The 16105-nt window shown below is 69.6% G+C and carries 13 protein-coding genes; 4 read left to right on the forward strand and 9 right to left on the reverse strand.

Going from position 1 to position 16105, the window contains the following annotated elements; all coding sequences use genetic code 11:
* Positions 1–97: 97 nt before the first annotated feature.
* The 7 genes from J2X34_RS06455 to J2X34_RS06485 form a co-directional block, all read right to left on the reverse strand.
* Positions 98–919 (reverse strand): shikimate dehydrogenase, encoded by an 822-nt coding sequence (locus J2X34_RS06455; RefSeq protein ID WP_429516386.1) that lies wholly within the window; start codon positions 917–919, stop codon positions 98–100.
* The gene (gene mltG / locus J2X34_RS06460) at positions 919–2382 is read right to left on the reverse strand and encodes an endolytic transglycosylase MltG (protein ID WP_429516387.1); all 1464 of its coding nucleotides are present in this window, start codon (positions 2380–2382) and stop codon (positions 919–921) included. The genes J2X34_RS06455 and mltG overlap by 1 nt, the downstream gene beginning before the upstream one ends.
* Positions 2379–2852 carry a Holliday junction resolvase RuvX gene (ruvX, locus tag J2X34_RS06465; protein WP_254622984.1) on the reverse strand — a complete coding sequence of 158 codons (474 nt, stop codon included), beginning with the start codon at positions 2850–2852 and terminating at the stop codon, positions 2379–2381. Before ruvX ends, mltG begins: the two co-directional genes overlap by 4 nt.
* Before the next feature lie 137 nt (positions 2853–2989).
* Positions 2990–5674, reverse strand: coding sequence for an alanine--tRNA ligase (alaS, locus tag J2X34_RS06470; RefSeq protein ID WP_429516388.1), 2685 nt, complete (start codon positions 5672–5674; stop codon positions 2990–2992).
* Positions 5675–5878: 204 nt separating this feature from the next.
* Positions 5879–7294: a replication-associated recombination protein A gene (locus J2X34_RS06475; RefSeq protein WP_114722658.1), complete on the reverse strand. Its 1416-nt coding sequence runs from the start codon at positions 7292–7294 to the stop codon at positions 5879–5881.
* Between the two features lie 53 nt (positions 7295–7347).
* Positions 7348–7506 carry a hypothetical protein gene (locus J2X34_RS06480; RefSeq protein ID WP_181818826.1) on the reverse strand — a complete coding sequence of 53 codons (159 nt, stop codon included), beginning with the start codon at positions 7504–7506 and terminating at the stop codon, positions 7348–7350.
* A 95-nt stretch (positions 7507–7601) separates the two neighbouring features.
* Positions 7602–8135 (reverse strand): hypothetical protein, encoded by a 534-nt coding sequence (locus J2X34_RS06485; RefSeq protein ID WP_429516389.1) that lies wholly within the window; start codon positions 8133–8135, stop codon positions 7602–7604.
* Positions 8136–8198: 63 nt separating this feature from the next.
* Here J2X34_RS06485 and J2X34_RS06490 point away from each other — a divergent pair, with 63 nt between their 5' ends.
* On the forward strand, positions 8199–8960 hold the full coding sequence (locus J2X34_RS06490; RefSeq protein WP_114722656.1) for a TetR/AcrR family transcriptional regulator: 762 nt from the start codon (positions 8199–8201) through the stop codon (positions 8958–8960).
* Positions 8961–8966: 6 nt separating this feature from the next.
* Here the strand turns inward: J2X34_RS06490 and J2X34_RS06495 are convergent, their stop codons facing one another.
* Both J2X34_RS06495 and aspS read right to left on the reverse strand, forming a co-directional pair.
* The gene (locus J2X34_RS06495; protein ID WP_114722655.1) at positions 8967–10145 is read right to left on the reverse strand and encodes a kinase; all 1179 of its coding nucleotides are present in this window, start codon (positions 10143–10145) and stop codon (positions 8967–8969) included.
* A 200-nt stretch (positions 10146–10345) separates the two neighbouring features.
* Positions 10346–12127 carry an aspartate--tRNA ligase gene (aspS, locus tag J2X34_RS06500; protein WP_114722654.1) on the reverse strand — a complete coding sequence of 594 codons (1782 nt, stop codon included), beginning with the start codon at positions 12125–12127 and terminating at the stop codon, positions 10346–10348.
* A gap of 167 nt (positions 12128–12294) precedes the next feature.
* Here aspS and ypfJ point away from each other — a divergent pair, with 167 nt between their 5' ends.
* The 3 genes from ypfJ (at position 12295) to J2X34_RS06515 (ending at position 16104) form a co-directional block, all read left to right on the forward strand.
* Positions 12295–13236 carry a KPN_02809 family neutral zinc metallopeptidase gene (gene ypfJ, locus J2X34_RS06505; RefSeq protein WP_429516390.1) on the forward strand — a complete coding sequence of 314 codons (942 nt, stop codon included), beginning with the start codon at positions 12295–12297 and terminating at the stop codon, positions 13234–13236.
* Positions 13237–13294: 58 nt separating this feature from the next.
* Complete coding sequence (locus J2X34_RS06510; protein WP_429516391.1) at positions 13295–14833, forward strand: AMP-binding protein; 1539 nt, start codon at positions 13295–13297, stop codon at positions 14831–14833.
* 119 nt (positions 14834–14952) lie between these two features.
* Positions 14953–16104, forward strand: a complete 1152-nt coding sequence (locus J2X34_RS06515; protein WP_114722651.1) for an acetyl-CoA C-acetyltransferase — start codon at positions 14953–14955, stop codon at positions 16102–16104.
* The last annotated feature ends 1 nt before the right edge of the window (position 16105 follow it).

Here is a 16105-nt window from a genome sequence, read left to right on the forward strand (position 1 = left end):
GCGGTGCGGCCAGGACGCCCGGCCGCGGGAATCGGCGGCCGCGAACAGATCTGTGGATGCGTGTGCGGCTGTGGAGAACCGCGGACCGGGTCCGGGCTCAGCGCGGCAGTGCCGCCGCCATCGCCTCTCGCGGTGCGGGCATGCCGGTGAACTGCTCGACCTGCCCGTACGCCTGGTTGAGCAGCATCGCCAGACCACCGACGACGGTTCCGCCGGTGCGCTCGACCGCGTCCGCCAGCGGGGTGGGCCACGGATCGTAGATCGCGTCGAGCACGAACGGGGCCCGACCGATCGCGTCGGCGAACGGCGCGGCGGCCCCCGCGGGAACGGTGCTCACCAGTGCAGCCGACGCGGTGCAGACGTCGGCCAGTCGCCCGTCGTCGAACATCAGGTGCCGCACGGACAGCCCCACCGCCTCCGCGCACTCGAGCGTGGGCCGAGCGCGGTCGGCATCACGCGCGACGACCGTCACCGATGCCACGCCCATGTCGGCGAGCGCGACGAGAGCCGGGCGGGCCGTTCCGCCGGCGCCGACCACGACGGCCGCGGCACCGGCGAGGTCCCCGATCCCGCCCTCGACGAGGGCGCCGCGGACACCGTCGACGTCGGTGCAGTCGGCGCGCCAGCCGCCGTCGATGCGGACGAGGGTGTTCGCCGAGCCGATCGTGACCGCCCGCTCGGTGCGTTCGGTCGCGAACTCGAGGGCCGCGACCTTGCCGGGCATCGTCACCGACAGTCCCACCCATTCGGGGCCGAGGCCCGCGACGAGACCGGGCAACTGCTCACCGGTGCATTCGATGCGCTCGTACGTCCAGTCCGTCAGCCCGAGCGCGCGATACGCCGCCAGGTGCAGATCCGGGGACTTCGAGTGCGAGATCGGACTGCCGAGAACGGCGGCCTTACGCGCGGCCACTGCCATCACCTTCCACTGTCGAGGATGCCACTCTGCTGCGCCAACCCGATGTTCGCGAGGTGCTCGTCGTAACTCCGGGTGAACAGCGTGGTGCCCTTCTTGTCGATCGTCACGAAGTACAGATAGTCACCGGGAGCCGGATTCTCCACCGCGCGAAGAGCATTGATGCTCGGCGACGAAATCGGCGTGGCCGGCAACCCCGGGCTGGCGTAGGTGTTCCACGGCGTGACGCGGGCGCGATCGGCGTCGGTCGTGGCGACCTCCGTCGCGTCGAGCGAGTAGTTCACCGTCGAGTCGAACTGCAGCGGCTGGTTCACCGCGAGCCGGTTGACCACGACGCGGGCGACCTTGTCGAAGTCCGCGGGCAGCGCCTCGCGTTCGACGAGCGACGCCACGATCAGCATCTGGTACGGGTCGAGGCCGACGTTGCCACCGGCCGTCTTGATACCGGTGGACTCGTAGCTCTCCGCACTCGAACTGACCAGGTGCTCGAGAATCGCGACGGGCGACTCGGTGGGATCGAAGTCCCAGCTGCCGGCGGCGATCAGCCCCTCGAGCTGGCGGTCGCGGTCCGGGACGTTCGCCACCTGCTTACGCGCCCAGTCCGGGACGCCCAGGGCGGCCAGATCCGAGCTCGCGCCGGCGGTGTTGAGGTCGTCGTAGCTGATGCACTTACGTGCCTCGGTCGGGCCGACACAGCTGGCCTCCGAGATCAGCGTGTAGATGCCCTTCTTGATCGCACCGGTCTGCACGTCGCGGGTGTCGTGGAGCTGACGGCCCTCCGAGATCACCGTCTGACCGACGCGCGCGGACGGCGACACGAGCGCGGACACCGCGTCGGCGCCCGAGATCTTCGTGGCGACCGCATAGAAGCCCGGTTGCAGGGAGTTCATGGCGTCGTTGCGCAGCGCTGCCCGGTAGAACGCGGACTCGCTCGCGACCACGTCCTTGTCTGCCATCGAGTTCGCGATCTCGTCGGCGGTATCGCCCGCGTGGACCTGCACCACCACCTCGGGCCCGGCGGGCCCGGCGTAATCGGCGAAGTCGCTGCCGCTCAGCTTGCCGTAGACGGCGACGGCAGCGGCGCCCATGCCGCCCAGCAGCACCGCTCCGGCGAGGACGCCGATGACCCGGCCCCGACGCTTGCGCCGCGCGGCCGCACGCTCCCGCCGGACCTCACCGCGGCTCAACGGTTGCGCGCCGACCGCGGTCGGCAGTGCCCGTCGGGTGGAGTCGTCGTACGTGTAGTGGTCGAACTCCGGTTCGTAACCGTAGTCCTGACCGGTGGGGTAACCGTGCTGTGCCTCGTAGCCGTCGTGGTCGTCGCCGTAGACGCCTGCGGTGTCGTAACCGAGGTCCGAGTAGTAGCCCTGCCCGGGATCGTCCTCGTACCCGTCGTTGTAGCGGTGATCGTCGTAGCCGGGAGCCGACTCGAACTCGGGACGCCCCGGCTGCCGATGATCGTTCACAGGCCGTCCTCCGTGGGTCGGCCGCTACCGTCCGAGTCCGTTACGTTCACCGCTCTGCTCCGCTCGTCCAACCATCCCTGCAAGATCGCCACAGCGGCGGCCTGATCGATCATCGGCCGCTGTCCTTTCGCACTGACGCCGCTCTCGCGGAGTGCACGCGACGCCGTGACCGTCGTCAGCCGCTCGTCGGCCATCCGCACCGGAATCGGATCGATGCGGCGGCGCACCCTCTGCGCGAACGCGGACGCGAGGCCCGCGGCCTTCCCGCGTTCCCCGCGCAGAGTCTGCGGCAGACCGACGATAACCTCGACGGCCTCGTACTCCTCGACAAGCTCGACAATCCGCCGGATATCCGGCGCGTCGGGCCCCTTCTCCTTCGAGCGGGGGACGGTCTCGACCGGCGTCGCGAGAATGCAGTCGGGGTCGCACGAGGCCACCCCGATCCGCACGCTTCCGACGTCGATGCCGATCCGACGGCCGCGCCCGGGATCGTCGACTCCGGGCCGATCAGGCCCCGGCTGTGCGGGACGGTCGGGACCCGGCTGTGCGGGACGGTCGGGACCCGGCTGTGCGGGACGGTCGGGACCCGACGGGGCCGGGGGCACCGCTAGGAGTTCCCGGCCAGCTCGGCGACCCGACCCCGGACACCCTCGAGTGCTGCGGGGATACCGGAGACGTCGGAGCCGGCGCCCTGGGCCATGTCGGCCTTGCCGCCGCCGCGGCCGCCGATCTGGGGTCCGAAGCTCGCGACGAGGTCGCCGGCCTTGATGCCCAGGTTCTGCGCCGCCTTGGTGGTGGCCACGACGAACGGGACCTTGCCGTCGGCGCTGCCGAGCAGCACCACGACCGCGGGCTGGGTGCCGAAGCGGCCCCGGACGTCGGTGACGAGGCTGCGCAGGTCGTTACCGGCGACACCCTCGGGCGCCTGCTCGGCGACGAGCAGCACCTCACCGAAGCGGTGGGCCTTGTCGACGAAGGTTCCGGCGGACGCCAGGACCGCGGCGGCCTTGGTGGCCTCGAGTTCCTTCTCGGCCGCGCGCAGACGCTCGACGAGCGCCTCGACTCGGGCCGGGACCTCGTCCGACGGCACCTTCAGCGACGACGCCACACCGGCGAGCAGCGCCCGCTCCTTGGCCAGGTAGCGGTACGAGTCGAGTCCGACGAACGCCTCGACGCGACGCACACCGGAACCGACCGACGACTCACCGAGGAGCGTCACCGGGCCGATCTGCGCGGAGTGCTGGACGTGCGTGCCGCCGCACAGCTCCATCGAGAACGGTCCACCGATCTCGACGACGCGGACCTCGTCTCCGTAGTTCTCGCCGAACAGCGCCATCGCGCCCATCTGCTTCGCGCGGTCGAGATCGGTGACGAACGTGTTCACCGGGTGGTTCGCGGCGACGGCCTCGTTGGTGACGACCTCGATCTCCTGCTTCTGCGACTCCGACAGCTGGCCCTGCCAGTTGAAGTCGAAGCGCAGGTAGCCCGGCTTGTTGAGCGAGCCGGCCTGAACGGCGTTGGGGCCCAGCACCTGTCGCAGTGCCGCGTGCACCATGTGGGTGCCGGAGTGGCCCTGCGTAGCGCCCTTGCGCCACTCCGGGTCGACCTGCGCGAGGACGACGTCGCCCTCGGTGATCTGCCCCTCCTTGACGGTGACCTTGTGGACCCACACCTTCTTGGCGATCTTCTGCACGTCGTTCACCTGCACGCGCAGGCCCGCCGCCGAGATCGAGCCGATGTCGGCGATCTGGCCGCCGGCCTCGGCGTACAGCGGGCTGCGGTCGAGAATGACCTCGACGTCCTGACCGGCCGTCGCGGTGGGCACCCGGACACCGTTCGAGATGAGCGCGAGCACGTGCGCTTCGGAGACCAGCTCGTTGAAGCCGGTGAACTCGGTGGGGCCGCGGTCGACGAGCTCCTTGTAGACCGACAGGTCGGCGTGGGCGTGCTTGCGCGCCTGCGCATCCTCCTTGGCGCGCTTGCGCTGCTCGGCCATGAGGGAGCGGAAGCCGTCCTCGTCCACGTTCAGGCCGGCCTCGGCCGCCATCTCGAGGGTCAGGTCGATCGGGAAGCCGTAGGTGTCGTGCAGGACGAACGCCTCGTTGCCGCCGAAGACCGTCTTGCCGGCCGCCTTGACCTGGTCGGCCTCCGCCTCGAACATCTTCGAGCCGGCCGCGATCGTGCGCAGGAACGCGGTCTCCTCACCGACCGCGACACCCACGATGCGGTCGAAGTCGGTGGCGAGCTCCGGGTACGACGGCGACATCGTGTCGCGCACGACGGTGACGAACTCGCGCATGCTCGGCTTCTCGGCGCCGAGCAGCTTCGCCGAGCGGATGATGCGGCGCAGCAGACGACGCAGCACGTAGCCGCGACCCTCGTTGCCGGGGTTGACGCCGTCGGCGATCAGCATGACGGCGGTGCGTGCGTGGTCGGCGATGACTCTGAAACGAATGTCTGCAGCAGATCCGTCCGGGCCCTCGGCGCCGTACGTGCGGCCGGAGAGCTCCTCGGCCTTGGTGATCACGGGGCGGACGAGGTCCGTCTCGTAGACGTTGTCGACGCCCTGCAGCAGGAACGCGACGCGCTCGACACCCATACCGGTGTCGATGTTCTGCTTCGGCAGCGGGCCGAGGATCTCGAAGCTGTCCTTGCCGGTGCCCTCGCCGCGCTCGTTCTGCATGAACACGAGGTTCCAGATTTCGAGGTACCGGTCCTCGTCGGCCTCGGGGCCACCCTCGGCGCCGTACTCGGGGCCGCGGTCGTAGTAGATCTCCGAGCACGGTCCGCACGGGCCGGGGATGCCCATCGACCAGTAGTTGTCGGCCATGCCGCGGCGCTGGATGCGCTCGTCGGGGATGCCGGCCTCTTCCATCCAGATGTCGCGGGCCTCGTCGTCGTCGAGGTAGACGGTCACCCACAGCCGCTCGGGGTCGAAGCCGTAGCCGCCGTCCGAGGTGCTGTTCGTCAGCAGCGCCCACGCGTGCTTGATAGCACCGCGCTTGAAATAGTCGCCGAAGCTGAAGTTGCCCGCCATCTGGAAGAACGTGTTGTGGCGCGTGGTGATGCCGACGTTCTCGATGTCACCGGTGCGCACGCACTTCTGCACGCTGGTCGCGGTGTCGTAGGGCGGCGTCTGCTGGCCCAGGAAGAACGGCTTGAACTGCACCATGCCGGCGTTGACGAACAGCAGGTTCGGGTCGTCGAGAATCAGCGAGGCGCTGGGCACCTCGGTGTGGCCCGCCTTGACGAAATGGTCGAGGAAGCGCCTACGGATCTCGTGGGTCTGCACCTGTGTTCGTCCTAACGTATGTCCGTCGAAATTCACTGTGTCCGGCCGCCGATAACGCCTCCGAGACGCGAAACGACCATTGGCAAGCTTAACGCCCCCGCACCAATCGTTTATTCGGCGCACGTGATGCCCCGCTGGTTCCCGGCGTCACCGTGACGAGCCCCACGCGACCGGACGACGTTCTCGCCGACGGCGCAACAGGTCTCAGCGGCCGCGCACGATCCGGCGGAGCTTGCCCACCCGTCCGGCGATCTCCCGCTCGGCGCCGTGGGTGGTGGGCTCGTAGTAGTCGACACCGACCAGTTCGTCCGGCGGGTACTGCTGAGGCAGGACGCCGTCCTGGTGGTCGTGCGGGTACTTGTATCCGACGGCGTTGCCGAGCTGCGCCGCGCCCGCGTAGTGGCCGTCCCGCAAGTGCGGCGGGACCAGGCCCGACTTGCCGGCCGCGACGTCGGCCATCGCGGCACCCAGCGCGGCGATGACGGCACCGGACTTGGGTGCGGTCGCGAGGTGGATCGTGGCCTGCGCGAGGGCGAGCCGCGCCTCGGGCATGCCGATCAGCTGCACGGCCTGAGCCGCGGCGGTCGCGGTCTGCAGCGCGGTCGGGTCGGCCATGCCGATGTCCTCGCTGGCGTGCACGACGAGGCGGCGGGCGATGAACCGCGGGTCCTCCCCCGCCGTGATCATCCGGGCGAGGTAGTGCAGCGCGGCGTCGACATCCGAGCCGCGAATCGACTTGATGAACGCGCTGATCACGTCGTAATGCTGGTCACCGTCACGGTCGTAGCGGACGGCGGCCTTGTCGACGCTGGACTCGACCGTCTCGAGGTCGACGACCGCGGGGCGTTCGTCGGTGCGGTCGAGCGCGGTACCGGCGGCGGCCTCGAGCGCGGTCAGCGCCCGCCGCGCGTCGCCTGCGGCCAGCCGGACGAGATGCTCGAGCGCGTCGTCGGTGAGGTCGACGGACCCGCCGAGGCCGCGCTCGTCCTCGCGGGCGCGCTCGATGACGCTGCGGATGTCGTCCGCGGTTAGCGACTGGAGTTGCAGCACGAGCGACCGCGACAGCAGCGGCGACACCACCGAGAACGACGGGTTCTCAGTGGTCGCGGCAACCAGGAGCACGATCCGGTTCTCCACGGCCGCCAACAGCGCGTCCTGCTGGGTCTTGGAGAAGCGGTGGACCTCGTCGATGAACAGCACCGTCTGCTCGCCTTGAAGGAGGCGGCGGCGGGCCAGTTCGATGACGCCGCGCACCTCCTTGACCCCGGCGGACAGCGCGGACAGCGCCTCGAATTTCCGGCCCGTCGCACCCGAGATCAGCGATGCGAGCGTGGTCTTGCCGGTTCCCGGCGGCCCGTAGAGCAGTACCGACGATGCACCGGAGCCCTCCACGAGACGCCGTAGCGGCGCCCCGGGACCCAACAGGTGCTGCTGACCGACCACCTCCGACAGCGCGGCCGGACGCATCCGCACCGCAAGCGGCGCCCCCGGACTCGGCGATGCGGCCTGCCGTGGCACCGACGTCAGCGGCTGCGACTCCGAGTCAGGCTCGGCCGCGGGAGCCTCGAACAGACCCGCCCCGTCGCCCGCGGTGTCGATGTCGCCGAAGAAATCAGTCACGCCCCGACGCTACTAGCCGCCACCGACGGCGGGCGACGCCGCTCGCGTCGCGGTCAGCGCCCGAACAGCGACTTGAAGAACCCCGGCTTGGCCGGCTGCTCACACTTGCACCGTTCGGCGGCCGGCACCGTGCGCATGACGCTGTCGACGTGCTGGCCACAGCCTCCCCAGGTGGTCTTGTTGCAGGTCCGACAGGTAACGGGGTAGCACACGATGAATCTCCTCGAGCGTGGGTTGCAGGTGGCACCCACAATACCCCCAGGGGTATCTACTTCAATGTGCCGATCCCCACACTCGACTAGATCGGTCAGCGGTCCACCCGCACCCCGGCCAGCCATCCGGTCAGCAGCGGCAGCACGACGTCCGCGCCCATCGCGCTCATGTGATCCCGGCCGGGCATCACCTCCACCACCCAACCGCGGGCTTCGAGGTCCGCGCGACGCTTCAGCAGCGGCTCGGCCAACTTCACCGTGACGTCACCCCAGCCGGGCCCGTAGGCGATCTCGTCGGCCGCACCGGCGAAGCACAGCCGCGGAACCGTCGGTACCGCCCCGGACGCGGTGTCGTCGAATGCCCGCAGTGCCTCGTACAGCGTCACGAACTGCCTGGTCTGCGCCTCGGTACTGGTGACCGCGACGGCGTCCCAGTCCCCGGCCTCGACCGATGCGTGGGTCGCAGACGGCGCGGCCGCCATGGCAGGGGCCGCACGGGTGACAGCGAGCATCTCCAGGTACGAGGCAGGGTGCGCCATCCGGTGTCCTAGTCGGCGGCGATCACCGCGAACGAGTACCGGAATCCGGGTGCCGTCGTGCAGCACCGCCTCATCGTGCCGTTGCCCCATCTCCAGCGCTCCTTACGACGTATAGTGCAATGGACCAGGAACTATACAATGTAAGGAACGGAAATGGGTCCTATCACCGGGCGCGGGGATGCGGCCCGCACACTGTCCCTGCTCTGGGAATCCCCCACCGCCGGATCCGACGCCGGCTCGGGACTCACGCTCGACTCGATCGTCGCGGCGGCTACCGCCATCGCCGATGAACGCGGCGACGCGTCCGTCCCCCTGCGCGCGATCGGCGATCGCCTCGGGTGCACCGCGATGGCGCTCTACACGTACGTTGGCGGGAAGGCCGAGTTGCTCGACCTCATGTACGACCGGGCCTACGCCGGCTTCGCGGCGACCCGACCGATATCGGTGACGGAGTGGGCCGAGCATCTGCTCGAGCTGTACGTCGAGCACCCCTGGATGCTCGACCTCGCGCACGCCCGACCGGTGCTGGGCCCACACCAGCAGGACGCGTTCGAGTCGCTTCTCGGAACCCTGCTGCCGATCGGACTCCACCACGCCGACGTGGCCGCGATCGCGTCGTCCGCGTTCTCGCTCGCGGCGGCCGCCGCCCGCACCGTCGTCGACGCCCGCCGGGCACCGTCGGTGACCGGCGAGGGCGACGAGCAGTGGTGGGCCGACAGGATGGACGCGCTGGCCGCGGCGGCCCCTGACTTCGCCGACCGTTACCCACTGTCCAGCAGATTGATGGGCGGGGACGAGTCGGCCGTTCCTCCCCCGGGCGACGACGCCCCGATCATGGAACGTGCGGCGCGCGCAAACCTGCGCCGCGCACTCGAGTTGCTGCTTGCGGGCGCCGCCGGGTCCGACCGGGACTGAGTCGGATCAGCCGAGGCGTTCGCGCAGGCGCTCCAGCACCTGCGACGCGTGCTCGGCGACGGCGTCGTGTCCCGACCGCTCCGCGAATCGGGCCAGGCCCTCCCACCGCGCCGCGAGCGCCTCGTTCCGGGGCGCCGACAGATGGTGCTCCCGCACTGCGGCGATCCGCGTGTAGTCCTCGGGCAGGAACAGGAACGTGCTGAGCCACACCCACACGAGCTGCGCGTCGATCACCCGTTCGGTGAGGAATTCGTCGTCCGCCAGCACCGGCCACATCCCGACGACCTCGGCCCGCCACGCCTCGGTCATCGCACTCGCCCGCTCGTACGACAGGTCGATGCTGCACAGGCACGCCGGGAACGACACCAGCGCGTACGCGAGGTCCAGCGTCGCGTCCCGGAAGCCACCCCACTCGTAGTCCAGGAACCGGACCCCCTCGTCGTTGACGATGATGTTGTCCGGGCACAGATCGGACGGGCTGAAGGCGCGGAACCGACCGCCACCGAAGAGCCTGCCGGCGCGTGCCGCGATCGCGAGCACCTCCGGTGACACCTCGACGTCGAGGTGCTCGGCGAGTAGTCCCGGCACAACCTCGAGCGAGGCCGCCGCCTGCTCGGCGACCACATCGCCGCAGTGCGCCACCTCCGCACGACGCAGCAGGGCGGTGAAGTCCTCCTCGCGCCCGACGGTCGCAGCATGCATCCGCCCGAGCGCCTGAGCCATCGCCATCAGCGAGTTCGTGACGGTGTCCGGATCGGCATTCTTGAGCAGCGCGGCGAACGGAGTGGAGTCGCCGAGGTCACCCAGGACGAGCAACCGGGTCTCGAAGTCGTACGCCAGTAGTTCGGCGCCCGGACGGCTCTCGGTCGCGAGCGCGGTCGCGAACTGGTAGGAGACCGCCTCGCGGAGGAAGGCGACGTCGACCGTGGCGGTGTCCGCCATGCCCTCGAACTCGATGCGTCGCGGATCGGCCTTGCGTGACGTCTCGCGAACCTGCTTGATCACCAACGTCCGTGGCAGCGAGAACGGGTTCTCGGCGACCCGGACGCGGAGGACGACGGTGCGGCCGCTCCCCCCGAGATCGACGGGGTCGACGAGTCGGACCGGTGCCCCGGTCCGACGAGTGAGCAACTTCTCGGCTGCGGCAACTACCTCGGAGAGGGGTTCCGCCAATATTGCGGTCATCGATCACCAACCTACCCGGCGCGGCCCCTCACGGCCCGACATTCATCGCCCGCCCCGCCATCCGGATCTCATCGACCTGGGGGAATACAGGGTTGCAGGTCGGTTACGGCCGTTTTCGGCGCGTCGGCTGAGCACGGTTCGACGACGGAGCCCCGCGCCACGGCGATGTGCGTGGCGCGGGGCTCCGACGAACTGCGTGGTTACTTGCCTTCTGCGCCGACCGGCTCCGGCTTGACGTCGATGCCGGACTCCTTGCGCTGCAGCTCGGTGATCGCCGCCGGCGCGTCGGTGAGCGGATCGACGCCGCCACCGGACTTCGGGAACGCGATGACCTCGCGGATCGAGTCCACGCCCGCGAGCAGGGCCGTGATGCGGTCCCAGCCGAAGGCGATGCCGCCGTGCGGCGGGGCGCCGAACGCGAAGGCGTCGAGCAGGAAGCCGAACTTCTCCTCGGCTTCCTCGTGCGAGATGCCCATCACCTTGAAGACGCGTTCCTGGATGTCCTTGCGGTGGATGCGGATGCTGCCGCCACCGATTTCGTTGCCGTTGCAGACGATGTCGTAGGCGTAGGCCAGCGCCGAACCCGGATCGGTGTCGAAGGTGTCGATCGACTCCGGCTTGGGCGAGGTGAACGCGTGATGCACCGCGGTCCAGGCGCTGTAGCCCAGGGCCACGTCGCCGCTGGCGGTCGCGTCGGCGGTGGGCTCGAACATCGGCGCGTCCATGATCCACACGAACGCCCAGGCATCCGGGTCGATCAGGTTCTGCTTGCGCGCAATCTCGCCGCGGGCCGCGCCGAGCAGCGCGCGCGAGGACTTGGTCGCACCCGCACCGAAGAAGATGCAGTCGCCGGGCTTGGCGCCGACGTGCGCGGCGAGACCCGCGCGCTCGGTGTCGGTCAGGTTCTTCGCGACCGGACCGGTCAGTGCGCCGTCCTCGCCGACCAGCACGTAGGCGAGACCCGGCGCGCCGCGCTGCTTGGCCCAGTCCTGCCAGCGGTCGAGCTCGCGGCGCGGCTGGGCGGCCCCGCCCGGCATGACCACCGCGCCGACGTACTCGGCCTGGAAGACGCGGAACGTGGTGTCCTTGAAGAACTCCTTGCACTCCACGAGCTCGACGCCGAACCGCAGGTCGGGCTTGTCGGAGCCGAAACGGCGCATGGCCTCGGCGTAGGTCATCCGGGCGATCGGCGTGGTGATCTCGTGACCGATGAGCTTCCACACGGCGTGCAGGATCTCCTCGGCCAGCAGGATGACGTCCTCCTGGGTCACGAAGCTCATCTCGATGTCGAGCTGCGTGAACTCGGGCTGACGGTCCGCACGGAAGTCCTCGTCGCGGTAGCAGCGGGCGATCTGGTAATACCGCTCGATGCCGCCGACCATGAGCAGCTGCTTGAACAGCTGGGGGCTCTGCGGAAGCGCGTAGAAGTTGCCGGGCTGCAGGCGCGCGGGCACCAGGAAGTCACGCGCACCCTCGGGGGTGGACCGGGTCAGCGTCGGGGTCTCGACCTCGACGAACTCGTGGTGAGCCAGGACCGAGCGGGCCGCGGCGTTGGCCTTCGAGCGCAGCCGGATCGCGTGGCCGGGGCCCTCGCGACGCAGGTCGAGGTAGCGGTACTTGAGCCGCGCTTCCTCGCCGGCCTGGTCGTCGAGCTGGAACGGCAGCGGGGCGCTCTCGTTGAGAACCTCGAGCTCCGTCGCGTTGACCTCGATGGCACCGGTGGGGATTTCGAAGTTTTGGTTCCCCTCGGGGCGGACCTCGACGACGCCGGTGACCTTGACGCAGTACTCGGCGCGGAGGCGGTGCGCCTGCTCGAGCACGTCGCCCGCGCGGAACACGACCTGGGACACGCCCGAGGCGTCACGCAGGTCGATGAAGATCACCCCGCCGTGATCGCGCCGCCGCGCCACCCAACCGGTGAGGGTGACGGTCTGCTCAGCGTGCTCGGGTCGTAGCGAGCCGGCCAGGTGGGTGCGCAGCACGGGATTCCTTTCACAAACTTCCAGCACAGTTGTCGATCCGTGCTTCCAACACGGTGTTCTGTCTGCTGCGATCCTACGGAGGCACCGCGTGTTATCGCCAAACGCATGCCGGATTACTGGAAAGCTGTAACGACCAGCACAGGTGTTTCGGACAGGGAGCCAGCGCAATGACCTTCAACGACGATGTCCGCATCAACGCGGAGCGCGTCTCCGTCGGTGGAGGCGGAGGCGGCGGGCGCGGCGGCAAGTTCGTCCTCGGCGGCGGCGCCGGAGGCCTGATCGTGCTGGTCCTGGCGCTCCTACTCGGGGGCGATCCGGGCTCGATCCTCGGCGGTCTGAGCGGGGCGACAGGAACACCCCTGGACTCCGGCACCAGCGCGGTCAGCGGCGCGGCCCTCGACGACTGCGAATTCGGCACCGACGCGAACCGCGACATCGGCTGCCGCATGGCGGGAACCGCGGAGAGCCTCGATGCCGTGTGGGGCGCCCAGTTGCCCGCGCAGACCGGGGTGAAGTACGTCGCGCCGAAGGTCGTCCTCTTCTCCGGCTCCGTCAACACCGGATGCGGATACGCCACGAGTGACGTGGGCCCCTTCTACTGCCCCGCCGATTCCACCGCCTACTTCGACACAAGCTTCTTCCAACTCCTCGTCGACCAATTCGGCGCCAATGCCGGTCCGCTGGCGCAGGAGTACGTGGTTGCCCACGAGTTCGGCCACCACATCCAGAACCAGCTCGGTGACATCGGACGGGCGCAGCAGGATCCACGTGGTGCAACCTCGCAGGCCGTGCGCACCGAACTTCAGGCCGACTGCTACGCCGGCATCTGGGCGCACTACGCATCCACCCAGCCAGGCCCGAACAGCTCCCAGCCGTTCCTGAAGCCGCTCACCGAGAACGACATCCGCGACGCGTTGTCGGCGGCGTCGGCGGTGGGCGACGACCGGATCCAGCGGTCCGCGGGCGCCCGTGTGAACCCCGAGGGCTGGACCCACGGGTCGTCGGACCAGCGTCAGGCCTGGTTCCTGGCCGGCTACAACACCGGGAAGGTGAGCGCGTGCGACACCTACTCGGCGCGCAGCCTGGACAATCCTCCGGCACTGCGCTGAGAGCCTGCCGCATAGCCTGTCTTCGACACTCGCAGTAGATCGCTCGAAGGAGGCCGCCGTGTCGACCGTGCACCGCGAAAGTGCGCTCAGCGCACCCGACGAGGTCGCGTTGCGCGACGGCCGCGCCGAGTTGTCGTGGGCGGACGTCGAATCGGTCGTGAACCGGGTCGCGAACGCGCTCCGCGAGGTGGTCGTCGGCCCCGATCGCCGGGTTGCGGTGTTCGCCCGCAACTCGGCCGAGACCATCCTGGCCCACGTCGGCATCATCTACGCGGGCAGCTCACCGGTGCCGGCGAGCTATCACCTGACGGCCCGGGAGTTGACCTACATCCTCGAGGACTCGAACGCCGACGCCCTGTTCGTCGGTCCCGAGACGGCCGCGATCGGTGCGGCGGCGGCCCGCGCGGCGGGGGTACCGCTGGTCGTGGGCTGGCGGGTGCCCGGCGAGGCCGTCGTCGACTGGGACGAGTGGCTCGCAGCGGCGTCGGATGCCGCTCCCCCGACCGAGGTCCCGGCGATGCCGTTCCTGAGTTACACGTCGGGCACCACCGGCCGGCCCAAGGGCGTCAACAGCCTGGCCGGGAGCCCCGATCCGGGCGCGACCGTCGACGACTACGTCCGCTCGATGGGCACGCTGCCGCTGGCGGAGTGGCCCGGACATCTCGTCGTCGGCCCGCTGCACCACACCGGCCCCCTCGCCGGTGTCCGACTGGTCGCGTCCGGCAGGCCGGTCACGGTCCTCGAAAAGTTCGACGCCGAAACCGTGCTCGCGACGATCCAGCGGCATCGCATCGCGACAACGCTGATGGTGCCCACGCATTTCCACCGTCTCCTGTCGTTGCCCGCCGCAGTCCGCGCCCGGTACGACGTGAGCTCGCTGCGGCTCGTCACCCACACCGGCGCACCGTGCCCGCAGGACGTGAAGCGCGCCATGATCGACTGGTTCGGGCCGGTGCTGTTCGACTCGTACGGTGGCAGCGAATCCGGGCCGCTGTGCGGGATCTCCAGCGCCGACTGGCTGGTGCGGCCGGGCAGCGTCGGGCGGGTGCGACCGCCGTTCGTGCGGGCGGTGGCCGTGGACGACGACGGCCGCGAACTGCCCGCCGGAGCCGAGGGACGGCTCGCGTTCGAGGAACGGGACGGACGAGCAGTGGCCTATCTCAACTCGGCCGACAAGACGGCCGAGGCCCTGATCCGACCGGGACTGTTCACCCTGGGCGACGTCGGGTACGTCGACGACGAGGGCTTCATCTTCATCACCGATCGCGAGACCGACATGATCATCTCCGGCGGCGTCAACGTCTACCCGGCCGAGATCGAGCAGGTCCTCATGGCGCATCCGGAGGTCGCGGACGTCGCGGTCATCGGGGTTCCGGACACCGACATGGGCGAGTCGGTGCGGGCACTGGTCGTGCCGCGGGACGTCGACCACCGGCCCGACCCTGATGCGCTCCTCGCCCACTGCCGAAACCGGCTGGCGGGCTACAAGATTCCCCGGACGATCGAGTTCCGAGAGTCGCTGGGACGCAGCAACATGGGCAAACTCACCAAGCGCCTCCTGCGGGCGCCGTACTGGACGTCCGCGAACTCCCGGTGACGGCCCCGCCCCGGCAACCGTGGACATCGGCCCCGTCGGTTGGTATAGATTAATTATCTAACCAATTAAACCGTCGATCCGACACCGCTCGCGACGACGGCGACCGAGGAGGTCGGGCCATGACCGAGGCATACGTAGTCGATGCGGTTCGCACCGCGGTGGGCCGCCGGAACGGCGGCCTGTCCGGCGTCCATCCGATCGACCTGGGCGCGAGCGTGATCCGGTCGATCGTGGACCGGACCGGCATCGATCCGACGGCCGTCGACGACGTGATCTTCGGCTGTGTCGACGCGATCGGCGGCCAGGCAGGCAACATCGCGCGCACCTCCGCGTTGGCGGCCGGCCTGCCCGAGACGGTCCCGGGAGTCACCGTCGACCGCCAGTGCGGCTCCAGCCAGCAGGCGCTGCATTTCGCGGCGCAGGCAATCATGAGCGGCACAGCCGATCTGGTCGTGGCGGGCGGCGTGCAGAACATGAGCCGGATCCCGATCTCCTCGGCGATGACCGTCGGACGGCAGTTCGGCTTCGAGGATCCGCATTCGGGCTCGATCGGATGGGAGCGCCGCTACGGTGCGGAGGAGATCTCCCAGTTCCGGGGCGCGGAACTGATCGCCGAGAAGTGGGATATCAGCCGCGAGCAGATGGAGCACTGGGCCCTGCGCAGTCACGCGCGGGCGAACGACGCGATCAGCGCGGGACGGTTCGACACCGAGATCGTCCCGGTCGGCACGTTCGCGGTCGACGAATGTCCCCGCGACACGAGCCTCGAAGCCATGGCGGCACTTCCGACGCTGCGCGAGGGCGGACGGCTCACCGCCGCGCTGGCGAGCCAGATCTCGGACGGCGCCAGCGCCGTACTGGTCGCGTCCGAGGCGGCCGTCGAGGCGCACAACCTCGTCCCCCGCGCCCGGATCCATCACGTCAGCGCCCGCGGCGCCGACCCGGTCTTCATGCTCAGCGCGCCGATTCCGGCCACGGAGTACGCGCTGCGCAGGACCGGGATGCGCATCGACGACTTCGACGTGATCGAGATCAACGAGGCGTTCGCATCGGTAGTGTTGTCGTGGGTGTCCGAGACCGGAGCGGATCCGGAGCGCGTCAATGTCAACGGCGGCGGAATTGCGCTCGGTCATCCCCTCGGGGCCACCGGAACCAAGCTGTTCACCACGCTCCTGAGCGAACTCGAACGCCGCGGCGGACGGTACGGCCTGCAGACCATGTGCGAGGGCGGCGGCACCGCAAACGTGTTGATCGTCGAGCGACTGGGCTGAC

Source organism: Rhodococcus sp. BE178, from assembly GCF_050433545.1.
In the GTDB taxonomy this organism is placed as follows: domain Bacteria; phylum Actinomycetota; class Actinomycetes; order Mycobacteriales; family Mycobacteriaceae; genus Prescottella.

Bases quoted from the DNA above. Each gene is read 5' to 3' on its own strand.
- J2X34_RS06455 (WP_429516386.1), bottom strand. From the start codon at position 919: ATGGCAGTGGCCGCGCGTAAGGCCGCCGTTCTCGGCAGTCCGATCTCG.
- J2X34_RS06485 (WP_429516389.1), bottom strand. From the start codon at position 8,135: ATGGGGCAACGGCACGATGAGGCGGTGCTGCACGACGGCACCCGGATT.
- J2X34_RS06490 (WP_114722656.1), top strand. From the start codon at position 8,199: ATGGGTCCTATCACCGGGCGCGGGGATGCGGCCCGCACACTGTCCCTG.
- J2X34_RS06495 (WP_114722655.1), bottom strand. From the start codon at position 10,145: ATGACCGCAATATTGGCGGAACCCCTCTCCGAGGTAGTTGCCGCAGCC.
- ypfJ (WP_429516390.1), top strand. From the start codon at position 12,295: ATGACCTTCAACGACGATGTCCGCATCAACGCGGAGCGCGTCTCCGTC.
- J2X34_RS06515 (WP_114722651.1), top strand. From the start codon at position 14,953: ATGACCGAGGCATACGTAGTCGATGCGGTTCGCACCGCGGTGGGCCGC.